This is a genomic window from Taklimakanibacter deserti (genome assembly GCA_003574785.1).
This window is the reverse complement of sequence record QORU01000004.1, coordinates 411130-430635: the sequence shown is the minus strand read 5'-3', so window position 1 is coordinate 430635 and position 19506 is coordinate 411130. Positions and strand designations below refer to the sequence as shown.

The window sequence follows — 19506 nt, the reverse complement described above, 5'->3', positions numbered from 1 at the left end:
ATTTCCCCTCTCCCGTCCGAAGGATTGGAGAGGGTCATGCTTCGCCTTTACCAGTCCCACATCCGGAAGCCGCGGCCATATGGTTGGCAATAGTTCGGCAGCCTGCCATAGACGTTATAGTAGAAGAGGCAGTCGTCGGTCCAGCCGGCATTGGGCTCGCCGGGGCGGGGGGCGCGGAAGTTCTGCTTCACCCGCGGCTGCTGCGGCTTCTTCTCGACCACCTTCTTCTTTTTCTTCTTCACGGTCTGGGATGTCTGGGCGGCTTCGGCCTTGTCGATCGTGACAAGGGGCAGGTGCGCCGGCGCGAAGCCCGCGAGCATCGCGGCGATGATGAGATGACGCAAACCCATGATCCACACTCTCCTTCACGGCCGGCGGAAAACCGCTCCGCCGGCCTTTGATGTGGGAGTCAAATCAACGGTTTACAGCCGTTACTTGATCTCCCACGCGATGTTCACATCGATCGCGACGGTCTGCTCGCCTTCGGCGATCGGCACGGCGCTCGGCGCCGCGTCGGCCCTGACCGCCTTGCCATAATAGACAGGCTGCGGCGGCTGGTAGTTGCCTTCGCTCAAGGACATGATCTGGCCAAGCGAGATACGCGTCGTCTCGGCATAGAGTTTCGCCTTGCGCTCGGCATCGGCGACCGCGAGCTTGCGCGCCTCGTCCTTGAACTTCTCGTCATCGGCAATGGCGAACATCACGCCATTGATCTGGTTCGAGCCTTCGCCCACCACCTTGTCGAGCACCGCACCCAGCGTGTCGAGCTTCTTCACCGAGACGGTCACGGTGTTCGACACGTCATAGCCTATTACGCGCGGCGGCTGAGCATTATTCTGGTCATATTGATAGCGCGGATTGATCATGAAATTGGAGGTCTGGATGTCCTTGGCCTCGATGCCGGACGCCTTGAGGCTGGCAAAGACCTTCTCCATGGCGGCGGTGTTCTGGGTCAGGGCCTCGCGCGCCGTCTGGGCCTGGGTCGTGACGCCGACATTGACGACCGCCATGTCGGGCTTGGCTTTCACCTCGCCATGTCCGTTGAGTGAGATGAGGCGCGGCATAGATTTGGACTCCTGAGCTAGAGACGGGGTGGCGAGAGCGGCAGCAGCAAGGCCGGTGAGGCCCAGAGCAGCGAGAGAGCGGCGGTCCATGAAAGACTCCCAGTGGAAACCAGCCATCAGATGGGAGCCGATTGCGGCGGCGCTGTGGCAGGAAATAATTCGTTAAGATGCGACGGCTTCGATCGTTTCTTTGCCAAGATGCTGCCGTTTTCGGTAGCCAGGCCAGGGATCGCGCTTGGGACCTTTCAGTCGTTTGAGAACGGCAACCGTGTCGAAGGCCGCGGCACTCTTGAGCCGGGAAAGCTCGCTCCAGCCGACCGGCACGGCGACGGGAGCGCCTTTGCGGGCCCTGGGCGAATAAGGGAGGATAGCGGTGGCGCCCCGCTCATTGCGCAACCAGTCGATGAAGATGCGCCCCTTGCGCTTGGCCTTGCTGGCAGTGGCGATGAACCGGTCGGGATCGCGATCCGCAAAGCTTCGGGCGAGGCCTGCGGCAAAGGTCTTGACCTCGTCCCAGTCATTGCGGCCGGAAAGCGGGGCGATCACATGGATGCCCTTGCCGCCGGTAACCATGGCGAAGGTCTGAAGGCCTGACGCCTCGAGGACCGAGCGCAGATCGCCGGCTGCCGCCTTGACCTCGGCAAAGCCCACGCTGTCATCGGGATCGAGGTCGAAGACCATACGGTCGGGATGCTCGAGATCATCATTGGGCGCACCCCAGACATGGAGCTCGAGGGCGCCGATCTGGGCCGCGCCGACAATGCCCGACACATCCTCGACATAGAGATAATCGGCCTTGTCGCCATCCTTCTCGCGGATCGTCACCGTCTTGAAGCCCTTGGGCATGCTGGCGGTCAGATGCTTCTGGAAGAAGCATTTGCCATCGATGCCGTCCGGGCAGCGCACCAGGCTCAAGGGGTGCTTCGCCGCGAATGGCAGCATGTGCTTGGCGACGCCCGCCAGATATAAAGCGAGCTCGCGCTTGGTCAGGCCCTGGTCGGGATAAAGCACCCGGTCGGGATGGGTGAGCCTGACGCCCGCGACTTCGTCTTCTTCTTTGCTCATGCAAGAGCCTCCATACGGTCCGCACCCGTCACATCACGCGCACGCTTGTCTTCGCGCAAGCCCAGGAAGACCGGGTGGCGCAAGATGCCATCCCTTGTCCTTTCGGTGAAGGCGATCTCGGCGACGAGCTCCGGCTTCACCCAGCGGGCGCGGCTGCGGATGTCGCGCGGCACGGCCTTGAAGGGCGGCTTGTCGATCAGGCGGGCTTTGAGCTTGGCGCCGAGCGAGCGCAAGGTGGCCTCGTCATAGCCGGTGCCGACGCGGCCCTTATAGATGAGATCGCCCTTGTTGAATTCGCCGATGAGGAGCGAGGCGAAGCTGCGCCCTTGCTTGTCGGAGGGTCGGAAACCGCCAATGACGAATTCGGAGCGGCCCAGGCACTTGCTCTTGATCCAGGTCAAGGCGCGTCCCGACACATAGGTACTGGTCTTGTCCTTGGAGACGAGCCCCTCTATGCCGAGCCGGCAGGCTTCGGCCAGGACCTTGTCGCTGTCGCCCTCGATATGATCGCCATAGGTCAACGGCGCTTTCGTTCGGCCCAAGAGCTTCTTCAGCCGCTTCTTGCGCTCGACCAGCGGCTGCTTGCGCAAATCCTCACCGCTCTCGTTCAGGAGATCGAAGGCGACATAGCGCAGATCGCTGTGGCGGCGCTCGGACAAGGCCTCTTGCAAGGCCTGGAAGCTGGTGCGCCCCGCGTTCTCGAAGACGACCACCTCGCCGTCGATCAGCGCCTCGATGTCGAGCCTGGCAAAGGCATCCGCGATGGGCTTGAATTTCTCCGTCCAGTCCTGGCCGCTCCTGGTATAGAGCCGCGCCTCTGTGCCTCCGACGGCGGCGAGCACGCGATAGCCGTCATATTTGATCTCGTGGATCCAGTTCGATCCTTCGGGCGGCTGGTCCTTGAGGAAAGCAAGCTGCGGCGCCACGAAAGGCGGCAGGGCGGCCTTGCGCGATTTCCCGCGCTTCATGGCCTGCGCCCATCCGCCTTGGCGATGCCTTCCATGCTGCGCCGCGTGGTGACGCTTCTCTGCCATTTCTCGACCGGATCGATCTCTTCGCTCGCTGCCTGATCGTGCTGCTTGATAAGGAGCCAGTTCTCGCGCGACTTGCCGTTGCGGTCCTTGCGCATGCGCACCAAGGTGAACGCACCCTTGAGGCGCTTGCCCTTCAAGACGAAGCTCAGCTTGCCTTTCCGCAAGCCCTCATGCGGATCGCCTTCCGGCTCCCATTCGCCCTTGTCCCACAGCATCACGGTGCCGCCGCCATATTCCCCCTTGGGGATGGTGCCTTCGAAGCCGCCATAGTCGAGCGGATGGTCCTCGACCCGGACCGCGAGCCGCTTCTCGCTCGGATCGAGGCTCGGGCCCCGGGTCACCGCCCAGCTCTTGAGGACGCCGTCGAGCTCGAGACGGAAATCGAAATGCAGCCGCGATGCATCATGTTTCTGGATGACGAAGGAACGACCTTGCTTGCGCGCGATGCGGCCCTTGGGCTCGGGGGTCGCGGCGAAATTACGCTTGTGATGATAAGAGGTGAGGGCCGTTCGCGAGCTGGCCATGGCTCACCGCCTTGCTCTTTTGCGGGCCGTCTTGCGCGGCTTGGCGGCGCTCTTTGCCTTGCCGCTGACGCTCTTCTTCAAGGCCTCCATCAGGTCGATGACATTGTCGCCCTTGGGCCGCGGCGATTCCTCCTCCTCGGCCTCTGTGACCTTGCCCTTCTTGCGTTTCTCGGCCACCAGGGCCTTGAGCGCGTTGCCATAGTGGTCCTTGAAGACCTCAGGCTTGAACGGGCCCGATTTGCGCTCGATCAGCTCCTCGGCGAGCTCGATCATGTCCTTTTGCGGGCGTTTGTTCGGGACGCGGTCGAATATCTTGTCGGATTTGCGCAACTCATCGCTGTAGCGCAGCGTCTCGAGCAGGAGCCCGTCGCCGCAAGGCTTCACCGCCACCAGGTTCTCCTTGCCGCGCATGGTCATCTGGCCGATGCCCGCCTTCTTCGTTGCCTTCAGCGCTTCGCGGATGACGACATAGCCTTCGGCCGACACCTCATCGGCGGGGACGAGATAATAGGGCCGTTCGAAATAGCGCGGATCGATGTCGCAGTAATCGACGAACTGCGCCAGATCGATGCTGTGCTTGGTCTCGAGCTTGATGTGCTCGAGCTCCTCAGGTGTCAGGATGACATGCTTGCCGGAGCCGAGCTCGAAGCCCTTGACGATATTGTCGTCGGCGACCTTGCCCTTTCCCGGCACGATCTTCTCATAACGGATGCGCTTGCCGGTCTTCTTGTCGAGCTGGTGCAGGCCCAGACGGGACGCGGATGTGGTCGCGGCATGGAGCTCGACCGCGATGGCGACCAGCGAAAGCCGCAAATGTCCCTTCCAATAAGCGCGCATGAAAGGAAACGATAGCGCAAGGGAAATGTTCCCGAACACCCTCCTTGAGTATAGGTCGATGCTCCAGCACTACTCGGCAGGATCCGGCGCGAAGAGCAAAGGGGCGCGCGCCGGAACGGGAGGTTGCCGGGGTGCTTCAGGTGCCGCGGCGGATGCGCGGCGCGGAACCCGGAACCACAGGGCATAGAGAGCCGGCACGACGAGCAGGGTCAGGACCGTCGCGACGAGCAGGCCGCCCATGATGGTGATCGCCATTGGTCCCCAGAAGATGCTGCGCGCCAGCGGGATCATGCCGAGGATGGCGGCGAGTGCCGTCAGCACGACCGGGCGGGCACGGCGCACCGTCGCATCGATGATTGCCTGATAAGGCGTGTGGCCTTCGGCGATATCGTGATCGATCTGGTCGACCAGGATGACGGTGTTGCGCATGATCATCCCGGCAAGAGCGATCAAGCCAAGCAGCGCCACGAAACCAAACGGATTGTTGGCGACGAGAAGGGCGGCGGTGGCGCCGATGATGCCGAGCGGCGCGGTCACGAACACCAGAGCGAGCCGCGAGAAGCTCTGCAGCTGGATCATCAGCAGCGCCAGCATGACGATCGCCATCACCGGGAAAACAGCGACAAGTGCGGCATTCGCCTTGGCGCTCTCCTCGATCGAGCCGCCGGTCTCGATGCGGTATCCATAGGGCAAGTCAGCCTTGATGCTTGCGAGTTTCGGCAGCATCTCGGTGCTGACATCGGGGGCCTGGACCCCGTCGATGATGTCGCCACGCACGGTCAGCACGAGATCGCGATTGCGCCGCCACAGAATCGGCTCTTCATATTCGAAATTGAGGCGGGCGATCTGCGACAGGGGCACGGCGATGCCGTTGCGCGTGGCGATCGTCAGCGCCGGAAGCTGGTCGAGCTTGAGACGCTCGGCGGGGACGGCGCGTGCCACGACGTCGATATTCTCGATGCCTTCGCGGTATTGGGTGACGGTATGGCCTGAAAGCAGGGTCTGAAGGGTCTGAGCGACATCCTCAGGCGTAAGGCCAAGGGCGCGAGCCCTATCCTGATCCACTTCGAGGCGGATCGACTTCACCTGCTCGCCCCAATCGAGCTGGGGCTCGATGATCTTGGGATTTGCCGCCATGACCTGGCGGACCTCCTCGGCGATGTCGCGCACCTTGAGCGGATCGGGCCCGATGATGCGGAACTGCACCGGAAAGCCCACCGGCGGCCCGAACACGAAGCGATCGATGCGGACACGCGCCTCGGGCAGGGCGCCCTCGGTCACGGCCTTGTCGAGGCGCGTCCGGACGCGTTCGCGTGCTTCGAGATCCTTGGTGACGATGACGATCTGGGCGAAGTTGGTATTCGGCAATACGGGATTAAGACCCAGCCAGAAGCGCGGCGAACCCTGGCCGACATAGGTCGTGTAGGTCAGTATATCGGGATCGCCGCCCAGGAGGCGCTCCGCCTTCTTCGCGGTTGCATCGGTGACGCCGATTGCCGTTCCTTCCGGCAAGCGCATCTCGAAGAACAACTCGGAACGGGTGGAGGTCGGGAAGAACTGCTGCTGCACCAGACCAAAGCCTGCAATGGAGACAGCGAACATCGCCACGGTGATCACGACCACGGTCACGCGCCAGCTCAGGCACCAGGCGATCAGCGCGCGCAGGCGCCGATAAAGCCGCGTGTCATAGATCGCGCCTGGATCATGGTGCGCGGAATGCTTGGCGAAGTCGGGCAAGAGCTTGAACCCGAGATAGGGCGTGAACACCACGGCGACGATCCATGAAGCAATCAAAGCGAGGCCGACGATCCAGAAGATGCCGCCGGCATATTCGCCGGAGCTCGAGCGCGCAAAGCCTACCGGCAGGAAGCCCGCCGCCGTGACCAAGGTTCCGGTCAGCATCGGGAAGGCGGTCGACGTCCAGGCGAAAGTGGCGGCGCGCGCCCGGTCCCAGCCTTGTTCCATCTTCACCACCATCATCTCGATGGCGATGATCGCATCGTCGACCAGGAGGCCCAGCGCGATGATGAGCGCGCCCAGCGTGATCCGGTGAAGATCGAGGCCGGCCGCGTACATGACGATGAACACGATCGCCAGCACCAGCGGCACCGACAAGGCGACGACGATGCCGGTACGCCAGCCGAGCGACAGGAACCCGACGACGAGCACGATGCCCAAAGCTTCCGCGAAGGTGTGGATGAACTCGGAGACCGACTCATCGACAATATGCGGCTGATCGGCGATCTGGGTGACATCGATCCCGACCGGGAGCTCGGCGACGATCGCCGCCATTTCATGATCGAGATCATGGCCGAGTGCTACGATATTGGCGCCGGCCGCCATCGAGACGCCGATGCCGAGCGCCGGCTTGCCGCCTTCACGGACGATGAAGCCCGGCGGATCCTCATAACCGCGCGTGACGGTCGCAATGTCGCCAAGACGGAAGACACGGCCCTCGGCCTCGATCGGCACCGCGGCAATGGCTTCGGTGCCGGTGAATGCGCCGGTCACCCGGAGATTGATGCGGTCGGCGGTGGTGTCGATGGCGCCTCCCGAGACGACGGCGTTCTGCCGGGCGACGCTGTCGAAGATCTGCTGGGGTGTCACGCCCAATGTCGCGAGCCTAGTATGGCTGAATTCGATGAAGATGCGCTGCGGCCGCTCGCCGATGAGGTCGACCTTGTTCACGTTCGGAACGCGTAAGAGACGCTGCCTGATGTCTTCGGCCCGGGACTTCAGCTCGGCCGGGCTCAGACCGTCGGCGGTCAGCATATAGAGGGCGGAATAGACATCGCCATATTCGTCGTTGAAGCTCGGGCCGACAATGCCGGCCGGCAGGTCACCGCGGATGTCGGTGATCTTCTTGCGGACTTGGTACCACAGATCCTGCACCTCGGCCGGTGGTGTCTGATCGGTGAGGAAGACGCGGATGAAGGACACGCCGGGCCTGGAATAGCTTTCGACGCGATCGAGATAGGGAAGCTCCTGCAGCTTCTTCTCGATCTTGTCGGCGACCTGGGACTGCATTTCGCCGGCCGTGGCGCCGGGCCATGCGGCGCTCACCACCATGGTCTTGATGGTGAAGGAGGGATCCTCGGCGCGCCCGAGATTGAGGTAAGAATAGGTGCCCGCACCGGCAAGCAGGATGATCAGGAACAGAACGAGCGCCCGATGCGTGATCGCCCATTCGGACAGGTTGATCCCTTTCATGGCGCTCTCCCGATCTCCGCTGCCGTCGCATTTGAAGTTTTGCTTCCCTTCTCCCGCGCGCAGCGTGGGAGAAGGTGGCCGAAGGCCGGATGAGGGCTCTTTCGCGCAGCGTGCTCTACTCTCAACGAGTACTCCCTGCTGAGACAAAGAGCCCTCACCCGCCCTTCGGGCACCCTCTCCCATTGCTTCGCAACGGGAGAGGGGGAATCCTGGTGAATTCTCATGAGCAACGGCCCCGTTCTACTCGGCTTCGACGACGCGGACCTTGGCGCCCGCTTCGAGCTTCTGGACACCGAGCGTCACGATTTTGTCGCCATCGCTGATGCCCGAGGTCACGACCGCCGCATCTTCCGTGAAGGAGGCGACCGTCACCGGGCGCAGCTCCAGAGTGTCCGAGGCATCGACCAGAAATACCGAAGGGCCCTTGCCGCGATTGAGGATGGCCGAGAGCGGCAATCTCGCCGCCCGTTCATCGCTCGCCCGCGACAGCGTCACGGTGGTGGTCATGCCGAAGGCGACGGTCGAGTCCGCATCCTCGATATCGAAGCGCGCCGCATAGGTGCGGGTCGCGGCGTCGGCCTGGGGCGAAAGCTCGCGCAGATGCGCGGCGAAGATCTTGTCGCGATCGGTCCACAGGCGAACCGTCGCCTGCGCGTTGCGTGCCTCGCCGAGCCAGGTTTCGGGCAGGGCGACCAAAGCTTCCTTGGCGCCATCGCGTGCAAGCCGCGCCACGCCCTGGCCGATGGCGACGACCTGACCCGGTTCAGCAAGCGTCGCGGTGATCACGCCATCGGCGTCGGCCTTGAGCTCGGCATAGGCGAGCTGGTTGCGGGCGAGGTCGAGGGAACGCCTGGCGCGCTCCATCCGCCCTTCCGCCTCGTCATTCGCCGCCTTCTTTCGATCGTAGTCGGCATTGGAGGCGAAGCCACGTTCCTTCAGTTTCGTGTAGCGCTTCAGATCGGCCGCGGCCTGATCGAGATTCGATGTGGCAGCGGCGAATTCAGCCTCGGCCGATTGCGCTTCCAGCTGCAGATCCTGCGAGTCGAGTTCCGCAATGATGTCACCGGCGCGGACATGGTCGCCGACATTCACCTTGCGGGCGATCATCTTGCCGGCGACACGGAAGCTCAGGTCCGATTCATAGCGCGCCCGCACGACACCGACGAAGTCGCGGGACATGGCCTCGTTGTTGAAGCTGACCGCTTGCACCTGTACCGGCCGTCCGGCCTTGGGCGCAGGTGCGGTCTGGGCGTCACAGCCGGCGAGAACGATCAGCAAAGCAAGAGCGGCGAAAGGCTGGAGCAAAGAGCTGGGCATGGCGGTACTCCACAATCGACTGAACAATGATGAGTGACGAAATGCATAGATCGTCAGTTTTTGGGCGCGCCAAGAGCTGAAAGGATGGTGCTTCATGGGATCAGCGCCTGGGCGTGATGGAACGGAGGAGGAAGCGCAAGGCGGCGCGCGGCTCGGTCTCGAGATCCTCGTGGTCCTCGAGGCACTGGACGATCAGCACCGGATGCAAGAAGGCGACGAGCGAGCGCATGATATGCCTTGCGGTTTGGGCCGGATCGACCGGCTCGAACTCGCCTGCCGCGATGCCTTCGCGCAAGATGCGCTCGGCGATCGAATGCATCACTTGCTTATGCGCGCGGATGACATCCCAGCTGTGCTCGATCGCCACAAGAACCATGTCATGGACGCGCCGCTCGGTCAGGAAGTTCTCTTTATGGTAGTTCACAGTCGCCATGATGAGATCTTCGAGGCGCTGGCTCGCGGGGCCGGGCGAACGGGCGACCGCCCAAGCCTCCGCCTCGAGCTCGGCCAGGGCCTTCTGGCAGATCGCTTCCACAATGGCGTGCTTGGACGAGAAGAAGCGGTAGATATTGGCCGGCGACATGCCCAGCTCGGCAGCGATATCGGCGACCGCCGTCTTGGCAAAGCCCATCCGGCGGAACAGAGCCTCCGCGGTCTCGATGATCCGCGCTCTTGTGTCGTCGGGCTTGGTTTTTGTCTGAACAGTCATTCACGCCTCTGAAAGGTGACGAAAATCGTAAACCGTCACAAAGTTTGAGTCAAGGTAAAAAGTGACGAAAATCGTAAATCGTCAGGTAATGAAAGCCATTACCTGAACGGCGGCTCGTCGAAACTCCTGAGCTTGCGCGAATGGAGCTGCTTGAGCTCGCGGCGCAACAGGTCGACGGCGGCGAGCCCGATCATCAGATGCTCGCCGACGGCCCTGTCATAGAAGGCATTGGCGGCGCCCGGCAATTTGATCTCGCCATGGAGCGGCTTGTCGGAGACGCAGAGCAAGGTGCCGTAGGGCACGCGCAGGCGGTAGCCTTGCGCGGCAACGGTGCCCGATTCCATGTCGACGGCGATGGCGCGCGACAGGTTGATGCGCCGGCGCTCCTGCGACCAGCGCAATTCCCAATTGCGGTCGTCATTGGTGACGACGGTGCCGGTGCGCAAACGCGCCTTCAGCGCCTCGCGGCGGTCGCCCGTCACATTGGCGGCCGCTTCCTGCAGCGCGACCTGGACTTCCGCCAGCGCCGGTATCGGGATGTCGGGCGGCACGGCGCCGTCGAGGATGCGGTCCTGGCGGAAATACGCATGGGCCAGCACATAGTCGCCGATGCGCTGCGATTGGCGCAGGCCCCCGCAATGGCCGATCATCAGCCAGCAATGCGGGCGCAGCACGGCGAGATGGTCGGTGATGTTCTTGGCGTTGGATGAGCCGACGCCGATATTGACCAGGCTGACGCCGCCCTCGCGGTCCTTGCGCAGCAAGTGATAGGCCGGCATCTGGAAGCGATGCCAGGGCGAAGAGGTGATGGCCATCTCCGACTCCTGGATCGCCATGCCGTCGCGGCCGATGGTGATGCCGCCCGGCAGCGCCAGCGCGTCATAGGGACTGTCGCCTCTGATCTGCGCGATGCCCCAGGTGACGAACTGGTCGACATAGCGATGATAGTTGGTGAGCAGGATCCAGGGCTGGACATGGCGCCAGTCGGTGCCGGTGTAGTGGACAATGCGCTTCAGCGAATAATCGGTGCGCGTGGCGTCGAAGAGAGCGAGCGGCATGGGCTCGCCCTTGGGCGGCGTCCACAGGCCGTCGGCGATCTCATCGCCGACCGCGGAAAGTGCGGGAGCCGGGAAGTGGCGGGCGAGCTCGGCGGCCGAGATGTTGTCGCGGCCGAGCTCGTCGCCCTTGTCGAGGACATAAGGATAGGGGATGTCCTCGTCGCTGCGGCTCACCTCGATGGTGGTCGGATAGTCGGCGACCAGAAGCTCGAGCTGCTCGATGAGATAATGGCGGAAGGCGCGGGGTTGGGTGATGGTCGTGGCATAGATGCCGGGGCTCTCGAATTTCGCATAGGCGCGGGAGAGAGACGGCTGCGCTTGTCCGGAGCCATAGACGAGGCGCAGTTCCGGATAGCGGAAGCGGGCGCGTTCCTTGGAGGAGGGCGGCAGGCCCTTGGCGAAGAAGCGCTCGAGCGCCTGGCGCAGCGCCTCAACCGCTTCCTCATGCAGCGCGATCAGGCGCTCGACGGCGGCCTCGGGTGTCAGTGAATCCGTAGTTGCAAGGTTTTCCGGGCGATTCATGCCGGTGCTATAGCATGAACCGCCGAATCCCAGTAGCTGGACGCCCTCATGTCGCGACTGCCCGAAAGCGCCCCTGAAGCCCTCTTGCGCGAAGCCGATATCGCTACGGAAAGGTTCGTGGCCGTGGCGCGCATGCTGGTGGCGCTCGCTTTGTTCCTGGCGGTCGAGTTCGCCTTCACCCGCGGGCCCATGCCCATGCCGAATATGGGCCTCATCGAGACACGCATGGGGGCGCGGATCGTCATCGGCGTCTTGTTCCTCACCGGCGGCGTGACCTATGCGCTCCTGCGTTTCGGTTTCTGGTCGCGCTGGCTCGCTTATGTCACGGTGACCATCGACATACTCGTCATCGGTCTCTTTATCGTCGGCGATCTCGCCGAAATGGGATTGCCGGGCCGCTTCGCCGCGGCCCTTCCGGGCGCGGTTGCGGCACTGCTCGTGCTCGCGGTCGGTTCTCTGCGCCTCAGGCCCGCCGTCCAGGTCTACAGCCTCGTGCTGATGCTGGGCTTCCTCGGCCTCGCTTTCAGTGTCGAGGGAATGAGGTCCGGCAGCGAGGAGAGTGATGTCGGCCTTCATATCTACGAATTCTTCGGCCCGACGGCGAATATCGCCAGGCTCGCGATGGTCGTGCTCTTCGGCCTCGTCCTGATCGCGGCGGCGGCGCGCGGCCAGAAGCTGCTGCGCGGCGGCCTCGAAGAGACGGCGCGGCGCAGCAACCTGGTGCGCTATCTGCCGACCGAGCTCGCACCCATCCTCGCCTCCGGCAATGTCAGCGAGCTCAAATCCGGCCGCCGTGCCCGGGTGGCGCTGCTCTTCATCGACATCCGCAATTCGGTCGCCATGGAAGAGGCGCTCGATCCGGCCCGGCTCGCCGCCGTGATGGGCCAATTCCGCACCCGCATCCGCATGGCGGCCGAGAAGCATGGCGGCATCGTCGACAAGTTCATCGGCGATGGCGCCTTCCTGGTGTTCGGCGTTCCCGATGCGCAAGCCGACGATGCCAAGCGCGCCATCGCCTGCGCCAAGGCGATCCTCGGCGCGCTGGCGGAATGGAACAAAGCGCGCGTGGCGGCGGATGACGATCCGATCACGGTCGGCATGGGCGTGCATGAGGGCGAGGCCTTCATCGGCGCCATCGGCGACGACACGCGGCTCGAATTCACGGTGCTCGGCGACACGGTCAATATCGCCAACCGGCTAGAGCAGGCGACGAAAATCCATCACGTGATGCTCATCGCCTCGGCCGACACGGTGAAAGCGGCGGGCGAAGACCCGGCACTCTGGCGCGATCTCGGTTACGCCGAATTGCGGGGCAGGGCCGAGCCGCTCCACATCATGGGCTTCCCGGCCTGAAACTTCATGCGGAAGCGCCATGACAATCCGACTGTTTACCTGGCCCGTGTCCAGCCTGCATGGTATAGGTTGCCTGGGATCAACTCGATAGGTGCCTGCACGATGGAGCATGCCCTGATCATTATCGACATGCAGCAGGGGTCGTTTACCGAGGCAACACCCAGGCATGATGCAACAGGTCTCGTTGACCGACTGAACAGCCTTGCTGATGCCGTGCGAACAAGAAATGGCGCCGTCATCTTCGTTCAGCATGACGGCCCCGAGAGCGATCCTCATCATCCGGACCTGCCAGGGTGGAAGTTGCTTCCGACGCTGGATGCGCGCTCGAAGGACGCCATCATTCGAAAGAAGTCATGCGATGCATTTCTGCACACACGCCTCGAAGAATTCCTTCAATCCCATTCGATCGAACGCCTGATCATAACCGGCTGTGCCACCGATTATTGCGTCGACACTACCGTGCGTAGCGCGCTGGCGCGCGGCTATTCGACTATTGTCCCCTCGGACGGCCACACGACGATGAACAGAGTTCATCTCCCCGCTGAAAAGATCATTGAACACCACAACGCCATCTGGGCGAGCTTCATCGCTCCTCGTGGATCTGCGATGGTGTGCCCATGCTCCGATCTGGAACTCGTCTGACTGCCCCGAAAGTCAGATGCAGTCATGGCAAGAACCGGCGAGCAGGTTCGTCTGATCGTGCAGGGTATGGATCGAGTCGAGCGGTATGGCTCCCCTTCATTGACAGGCGGGTAGCCGGGTCATAGGCTTCTTCAGCAGCCATAATCCGCGGCGACGATGCCGCGAACATCCGGCGAAAAAGCCCTCAAGATCGATCATCCGCGTGATCGGCCTTGGGGGCTTTTTCATTTTCAGGGCCGAGCCAGGGAGAGAGGACATGCAGCATAAACCGATTGGCAGAACCGACGCCGTGACGCTGGCGCGAATGATCCGCAAGAAGCAAGTGTCGGCCAAGGAAGTGACGGAAGCCGTGCTCGCCCGCATGGAGAAGCTCGAGCCCCATATCCATGCGTTCTGCACGCCGACACCGGATCTCGCGCGCAAGGCCGCGCAGAGGATCGACCGCCGCCTGGCCAAGGGTGAGGAGGTGGGACCGCTCGCCGGCGTGCCGATCGGGATCAAGGACCTCGTCTGCACCAAGGGCGTCAGGACCGTGTCGGGCTCGATCGCCTATAAGGATTTCGTGCCGGACGAGGACGATGTCGTCGTCGAGCGCCTCAAGGAGGCGGGCGCCGTCATCATCGGCAAGACCAATGTACCGGAATTCGGTTATAGCGGCGTCGGCCACAATCCGGTCTTCGAGACGACGCGCAATCCCTGGAACCTGGCGCTGACGCCCGGCGGCTCGAGTGCCGGATCGGGGGCCGCGGTCGCCTCGGGCGTCGGTCCCTTCGCCATCGCGAGCGATGGCGGCGGCTCGATCCGCATACCGGCGGCGCATTCGGGCCTGGTCGGCGTCAAGGCGTCGATGGGACGCGTGCCGCTCTATCCCGGCACGAAGGACGAGCGCTATCCGGGCGTGTCGAGTTGGGAGAGCCTCGAGCATATCGGACCGGTGAGCCGCACGGTGGCGGACAGCGCTTTGATGCTGTCGGTGATCTCAGGGCCCGATGCGCGTGACCGCCTGAGCCTGCCCAAAGCCGACTTCGATTGGATGAAAGTGCTGAGAGGCGGCATCAAGGGCCTGCGCGTCGCCTATAGTCCGGACTGGGGCTATGCCAAGGTCGATCCCGAAGTGCGCCGCGTCGTGGGCGAGGCGGTCAAGGTGTTCGAGCGCGATCTCGGCTGCAAGGTCGAGGTGGCTCACCCCGGCTTCGAGGATCCTTACGGCGCCTTCTGGGCCATCGTGGCAGCGGAGACGGATCTGCGCGGCATGCGCGAGATGGTGGCGAAGCACGGAGCCCATATGACGCCGCATCTGGTCGACTTCATCATGCGGCCATGGACGGCGGAGGACTTCACCAATGCCTTGATGACGCGCAAGGCGGTCGCCAACAAGATGTGGCGCTTCATGGCGAAATACGACCTGCTGCTGACGCCGACGCTGGCCGTGCCGCCCTTCCCGGTCCATATCCAGGGACCGGAGAAGATCGACGGCCATATCGTGCATCCGTTCCGCTGGCTCGTGTTCACCTTCCCGTTCAACTTCACCGGCCAGCCGGCGGCGACGGTGCCCGCGGGCTTCAGCCGCGACGGCCTGCCGATCGGGCTCCAGATCGTCGGGCGCCATCTCGACGACCCGACGGTGCTCAGGGCCGCGGCGGCCTTCGAGGAGGCCAAGCCCTGGCGCGACGCCTGGCCGCCGCTTCTGGAGAAGCTCGGGCTTTAAGCCGCGAAAGTCGCTGGAATTGCCGGGCGAATTGCTGTAGCCATCCGCCCCGAGTGGGGCCTGTAGCTCAATGGTTAGAGCTGACGGCTCATAACCGTCTGGTTGGGGGTTCGAGTCCCTCCGGGCCCACCAGCCTTCGCTCGCGAAGCGTGCGAAGGCTGCCGCGCCGGAGCCCGAAGGGCGAAGGCGGGCCTCTCTCCGCGAGCTACGGCTGGCAGGCCATCCAAGCATTTCGCTCGCGAAGCGTGCGAAGGCTGCCGCGCCGGAGCCCAGCCTTCGCTCACATAGCGGGCGAGGCTGCCACGCCGAAGCCCTCTTGGGCGAAGGCGGGCTTGTTGCCACGAGCTTCGGCTTGGCAGGGCGAAGGCGGGCCTCTCTCCGCGAGCTACGCCTGGCAAGCCATCCAAGCATTTCGCTCGCGAAGCGTGCGAAGGCTGCCGCGCTGGAGTCCGAAGGGCGAAGGCGGGCTTGTTGCCGCGAGCTACGGCTGGCAGGCCACCAATTCCTCTCAGTGGAGACACGTTCTCGGAGCTGAAGAAATGGCCGCGGTATTTCCGCGACCTAGACCGGCATTTTTGAAAACACTTGGTTGAAAACCGGGCTATTTGGGTGCCGGATGAGACCACTCCGCCCGTCTGTTTCGAAGAGCCGCTTTCCACAGCCAAGTGTCTGGGAATGCGAAAAGTCCTGCGCTCCACTCGGAGTTGCATATTACGTATCGTAATGTAAACATCCACAAGTAGAGGACGTAAGAAAGCAAAGGATGCAGGGACGATCGATCAGCCGTTGTCTACGGGGGTGTCGCATTCAACATCGCGCAATCCTCTGATTGTTGAGCCTCACCGTAGGTTCCAGTCCCGATTGCCGGCCGAAAATGGGGGTCAGTAAGCGAGCAGCGAACATGCAGCGCGACATTGGGTTTTCCATTCGGCGAATCTACGACGCGGTAGACGACGTCGACGCGCTGCGGGATGTTCTGTCGGGACTGTGCGAGCGCATCGGCGGGGAGAACGGCATACTGGGGATCTTGATGAAGACCCCTGGGCCGCTGCCCTTTGCTCTACTCTTTCGCCTTGACGCTGCTTTGATGCCGACGCTCAACGCGCGCCATCTCAACAATGCCTGGCGACAGCATATGGTGACTTTGCCAGTGGGAATCCCAGCTGCCAGCGACTCATTCGTCTCGTTCGATCAGGTGCGCCGCACCGACTTCTACAGTGAAATACTCGAGCCTTGGGACATCGGGCATGGCGCCTTGTTCGTCGTCGACAATACGCCGAAGTTCCACGTCGCAATGACGATCCACCGCTCGAGCGCGCGCGGACCGTTCACGCCGACAGAGCTTGCGGCCTCGCAAGAGCTGCTTCCCCATTTGCGGCGGGCGATGCAGCTGCGGCTTCTCCTCGAACGCAGCCGCGAGCAGGAAAAGCTGGCGCTGGAAACGCTCGACAAGCTTGCCGCAGGGGTGCTGATCGTCGACAGCGACGCGCGTGTACTGTTTGCGAACATGGCAGCACAAGAGATCGCCGCAGCGCGGGACGTGCTGGTCCTGAATAACGGGACGGTCAACCCTCGACAACGAGAGCAAAGCGACGTCTTCCGAAGGCTCGTCGGATCCGCCATCGCGGGAGGGCCCGGCGGCTCGCTTCTGCTGAGCGCTCCCTTGCGCCGGCTTCCCGTGTCCGCGCTCGTCACACCCCTTGTCGGCACGCTCGCGGTGTCCCTTGCAGCCCCAGGTCGGCGGGGCGCCGCTGCGGTTTTCCTTTCCGATCCCGAACGCCATGCTCTCGCTTCAACCGAACATCTGCAGGCGCTGTACAAGCTCAGTCCGACAGAGGCGCGCGTCGCCTGGTTGATCGCGCGGTCAGCAAGCATCGGTAGCGCCGCCAATACGTTGGGACTCGCGCCGGAGACGGTGCGCACGCACCTCAAGCGCATCTATGCCAAGACCGGAGTCAATCGCCAGAGTGCGCTGGCGCATTTACTGGCGACTGCAACGGTGACCCGCATCCCGTAGGCGCCATCCCCCGTTCGGGGGATACCGAGCTTCAACCAAGCAGAGTAAAAGCGCACAGAGATGCACGCCGCTGTGGGGTTGCGGGCGGCCTCCGCGCCGCCAGCCAGTCACAAACGAGTGCCTCGCCGCAGCCGAATGGAACTCGGGATCTGGCAATGTGAGGTGGCCGGTGACGGACGAGAGTTCTTCGAAAAATGCACTGTCCGATCAGCTCATGTTCTGCCGCGCAAACGGCGTATGCGTTAATGAGCGGACGTTCATCGAAGCGGCCTTGGGCCTACGCCGCTACATTTCAAAACCAATTTTCATGCTCTAGTCGAACGAGAAGCTAAGGAGCGAGTCATGCGCACACTGTCGATCTTGTCAATCGGAGCCGTCCTAACATTGAACTCGGCGGTGCTCGCCGGCCCGGCAATGGAATCTCTTAAAATTGCAAAGGAATGCAGTCAGTTTTCTGGCGAAACTCCGAGTTTCTGCACGGTCACGGAATCGAACGTCGCGGCGATACCGACGGGAACAAAAATCCTCTATTACGGGCCGGTTACCAGTAGTCCGTTGTTCTCCAGCAGCAGCGTGGTACTTGCGGTCGGTCCCGGAGACTCGGCTGTCGGCTATTGCGTCGTCTATGACACTGCCAAGCCTCCGCTAGGCATGTGCGCATTCCACGCCGGAAGCGGCTCTCTCGCCGGATTCCAGGCGATCGCCAAAGTCACGGTCGATGAGAAGCAAATCTGGCATTGGGACGGCGGCTACCTGCTTGGCGCCGCGAGCGCCGCGAAGTAACACAGCATAGGAAGTTCGCGCGTCGCATTTCAGGTGGCGGCCGTCGCGGTTCGCCAGCTCAATTGCGGAACTTCGAAAGGCAGCTGCGACTCGAGAGGGGAGTTTTTCTGTGCTTTGTCTTGCACGGTCCCCCGTCCGTAGTTTTCAGTTCGCCTCCAAGCTGCACTGTCTTGTCTCAACTGTAGCAGTTGACTTGGCTTGGACCGGCATGGAATCCTAGTTCGATCAAGCTGTACTGGACGAATGCGTCGCGCGCATTCGGTTGTTCGTTCGACCAGGGGGAGTTGGATGCAGTCAATGGGGGCCGATCTTCTCGCCAGGCTCGACCGTTTGCCGGTATGGCCGTATCCCTACCGGGCGCTCGTCGCGGTCGGAGCAGGTTTCTTCTTCGCCCTGTTCGACGTGATTACGATCGGCGTTGCCCTGCCTGTTGTCGCCCAACAGTTCGGCGTCTCGACCGACGCCGCTGCGGTAACGATCACCACCGGCCTAGTTGGTTACATTGTCGGAGCCTATCTCAACAGCACGGTGGCGGATCTGTGGGGCAGAAAGACCGGCCTGACCATCGCGATTTCGATCGTTGCGCTCGGGTCGCTGCTGTCGGCATTCAGCACCAGCCTGTTCTGGCTCGCGCTTTGGCGCTTCGTGGTTGGCGTTGGCATTGGGGCCGACATTGCCTCGGTATCCAGTTATCTTGGCGAAGTCTCGCCATCGCGCATCCGTGGACGCTATACCAGCTGGGCGACAACTGCCGGGTTTTCCGGTGTCGCCGTGGCGCCCTTTGTGGCGCTCGCGCTCGTTCCGAATTTCGATTGGGGCTGGAGGGCGCTCTTCCTTATCGGTTCGCTCGGCGGCCTTGTGATCATGCTGATGAGACGTCATTTGGTCGAATCGCCGCGTTGGCTGCTCGCGAAAGGCCGGCAAGCCGAAGCCGAGGCGGTGGTCAGCGCCGCCGAGGCTCGCGCGGCGTCGCGGCTGAAAAGCGAATTGCCGCCCGTCCAGGATGCCGGGAAGGTTGATCCGGCCGACGGCTTTCCAACGCTTGCCCTGCTGAGGCCGCCATATCTGGGACGCTTGGTGTTGCTGGTCGCGATCTGGACTGTCTACTACCTTGGCAATTACGCATGGCTGACCCTGGCTCCGACGCTTCTCGTCGAGAATGGGTACGGGCTGGCCCGCAGCACCGGCTTCATCGCGATATCGGGGCTGGGCTATGTGCTTGGCGCCTATGCCGCGACGCGCTTCAGCGATCGCATCGAGCGCAAAGTTTCGGCGGCCTGGATCGCCGTGGTCTGGGGGTTGGCGTTGCTGATGATCGGATTCTTTCCGACGCCCTGGGTCATCGTGCTGTTTGGGTTCATCGCCTCAACGACCATCGGGCTGATCGTTCCGATCCTCTATACGCTGACGGCGGAGCATTTCTCCACCGAGGCGCGTACGACAGGCGTGGCCCTGACGGATGGCCTTGGACACATAGGCGGGGCCGCGGCGCCGCTGTTCGTGCTTACCGCCTATAGCTGGGGCGGGTTCGCGTCGGCCTTTTTCCTGATGGGAGCCACCGGCATCGCAACGGCCCTGCTGTTGACGCGAGCGATCAGGGCGACCGGTCGCAGCCTAGGGGATGGCGAGAGGGGAGTTCCGGCGCCGGTTATGGCCTGACGGC

The 19506-nt window shown here is 63.0% G+C and carries 13 protein-coding genes, 1 tRNA gene and 1 pseudogene; 7 read left to right on the top strand and 8 right to left on the bottom strand.

The window, feature by feature from the left end; genetic code table 11:
- Positions 1-47: 47 nt before the first annotated feature.
- The 8 genes and pseudogenes from DS839_RS10660 to DS839_RS10625 all read right to left on the bottom strand — a co-directional run bounded on the left by DS839_RS10660 (position 48) and on the right by DS839_RS10625 (position 11340).
- Positions 48-350: a hypothetical protein gene (locus DS839_RS10660; RefSeq protein ID WP_119270282.1), complete on the bottom strand. Its 303-nt coding sequence runs from the start codon at positions 348-350 to the stop codon at positions 48-50.
- An 81-nt stretch (positions 351-431) separates the two neighbouring features.
- Positions 432-1154: an SIMPL domain-containing protein gene (locus tag DS839_RS10655; RefSeq protein WP_162918433.1), complete on the bottom strand. Its 723-nt coding sequence runs from the start codon at positions 1152-1154 to the stop codon at positions 432-434.
- Between the two features lie 72 nt (positions 1155-1226).
- Positions 1227-3687: pseudogene (gene ligD / locus DS839_RS37195) on the bottom strand (DNA ligase D).
- A gap of 3 nt (positions 3688-3690) precedes the next feature.
- Positions 3691-4524, bottom strand: a complete 834-nt coding sequence (gene ku / locus DS839_RS10645; protein WP_119270280.1) for a non-homologous end joining protein Ku — start codon at positions 4522-4524, stop codon at positions 3691-3693.
- 69 nt (positions 4525-4593) lie between these two features.
- Entirely contained in the window at positions 4594-7734 is a 3141-nt protein-coding gene (locus DS839_RS10640) for an efflux RND transporter permease subunit (protein WP_119270279.1), read from the bottom strand.
- A gap of 240 nt (positions 7735-7974) precedes the next feature.
- Positions 7975-9051, bottom strand: a complete 1077-nt coding sequence (locus tag DS839_RS10635; RefSeq protein WP_119270278.1) for an efflux RND transporter periplasmic adaptor subunit — start codon at positions 9049-9051, stop codon at positions 7975-7977.
- Between the two features lie 100 nt (positions 9052-9151).
- Positions 9152-9760 (bottom strand): TetR/AcrR family transcriptional regulator, encoded by a 609-nt coding sequence (locus tag DS839_RS10630; RefSeq protein WP_119270277.1) that lies wholly within the window; start codon positions 9758-9760, stop codon positions 9152-9154.
- A gap of 98 nt (positions 9761-9858) precedes the next feature.
- Positions 9859-11340: an AMP nucleosidase gene (locus DS839_RS10625; RefSeq protein ID WP_119270276.1), complete on the bottom strand. Its 1482-nt coding sequence runs from the start codon at positions 11338-11340 to the stop codon at positions 9859-9861.
- 48 nt (positions 11341-11388) lie between these two features.
- Between DS839_RS10625 and DS839_RS10620 the strand changes: the two genes are divergently transcribed.
- The 7 genes from DS839_RS10620 (at position 11389) to DS839_RS10590 (ending at position 19502) form a co-directional block, all read left to right on the top strand.
- Positions 11389-12693, top strand: coding sequence for an adenylate/guanylate cyclase domain-containing protein (locus DS839_RS10620; protein WP_119270275.1), 1305 nt, complete (start codon positions 11389-11391; stop codon positions 12691-12693).
- A gap of 102 nt (positions 12694-12795) precedes the next feature.
- A complete protein-coding gene (locus DS839_RS10615; protein ID WP_119270372.1) occupies positions 12796-13335 on the top strand; it encodes a cysteine hydrolase family protein in 540 nt (179 codons plus the stop codon).
- Positions 13336-13591: 256 nt separating this feature from the next.
- Entirely contained in the window at positions 13592-15043 is a 1452-nt protein-coding gene (locus DS839_RS10610; protein ID WP_119270274.1) for an amidase, read from the top strand.
- A 56-nt stretch (positions 15044-15099) separates the two neighbouring features.
- A tRNA-Ile gene (locus tag DS839_RS10605) sits at positions 15100-15175 on the top strand.
- Positions 15176-15944: 769 nt separating this feature from the next.
- Positions 15945-17060, top strand: coding sequence for a helix-turn-helix transcriptional regulator (locus DS839_RS10600; RefSeq protein WP_162918432.1), 1116 nt, complete (start codon positions 15945-15947; stop codon positions 17058-17060).
- A gap of 342 nt (positions 17061-17402) precedes the next feature.
- Positions 17403-17843, top strand: a complete 441-nt coding sequence (locus DS839_RS10595) for a hypothetical protein (RefSeq protein WP_119270272.1) — start codon at positions 17403-17405, stop codon at positions 17841-17843.
- A gap of 297 nt (positions 17844-18140) precedes the next feature.
- A complete protein-coding gene (locus tag DS839_RS10590) occupies positions 18141-19502 on the top strand; it encodes an MFS transporter (protein WP_368911459.1) in 1362 nt (453 codons plus the stop codon).
- Positions 19503-19506 lie beyond the last annotated feature (4 nt).

Excerpts from the sequence above, each read along its gene's own strand:
- DS839_RS10590 (WP_368911459.1), top strand. The coding sequence starts at position 18,141 with ATGGGGGCCGATCTTCTCGCCAGGCTCGACCGTTTGCCGGTATGGCCG.
- DS839_RS10630 (WP_119270277.1), bottom strand. The coding sequence starts at position 9,760 with ATGACTGTTCAGACAAAAACCAAGCCCGACGACACAAGAGCGCGGATC.
- DS839_RS10655 (WP_162918433.1), bottom strand. The coding sequence starts at position 1,154 with ATGGACCGCCGCTCTCTCGCTGCTCTGGGCCTCACCGGCCTTGCTGCT.
- DS839_RS10660 (WP_119270282.1), bottom strand. The coding sequence starts at position 350 with ATGGGTTTGCGTCATCTCATCATCGCCGCGATGCTCGCGGGCTTCGCG.
- DS839_RS10615 (WP_119270372.1), top strand. The coding sequence starts at position 12,796 with ATGGAGCATGCCCTGATCATTATCGACATGCAGCAGGGGTCGTTTACC.
- DS839_RS10625 (WP_119270276.1), bottom strand. The coding sequence starts at position 11,340 with ATGAATCGCCCGGAAAACCTTGCAACTACGGATTCACTGACACCCGAG.
- DS839_RS10635 (WP_119270278.1), bottom strand. The coding sequence starts at position 9,051 with ATGCCCAGCTCTTTGCTCCAGCCTTTCGCCGCTCTTGCTTTGCTGATC.
- DS839_RS10610 (WP_119270274.1), top strand. The coding sequence starts at position 13,592 with ATGCAGCATAAACCGATTGGCAGAACCGACGCCGTGACGCTGGCGCGA.
- DS839_RS10620 (WP_119270275.1), top strand. The coding sequence starts at position 11,389 with ATGTCGCGACTGCCCGAAAGCGCCCCTGAAGCCCTCTTGCGCGAAGCC.
- ku (WP_119270280.1), bottom strand. The coding sequence starts at position 4,524 with ATGCGCGCTTATTGGAAGGGACATTTGCGGCTTTCGCTGGTCGCCATC.
- DS839_RS10595 (WP_119270272.1), top strand. The coding sequence starts at position 17,403 with ATGCGCACACTGTCGATCTTGTCAATCGGAGCCGTCCTAACATTGAAC.
- DS839_RS10640 (WP_119270279.1), bottom strand. The coding sequence starts at position 7,734 with ATGAAAGGGATCAACCTGTCCGAATGGGCGATCACGCATCGGGCGCTC.
- DS839_RS10600 (WP_162918432.1), top strand. The coding sequence starts at position 15,945 with ATGCAGCGCGACATTGGGTTTTCCATTCGGCGAATCTACGACGCGGTA.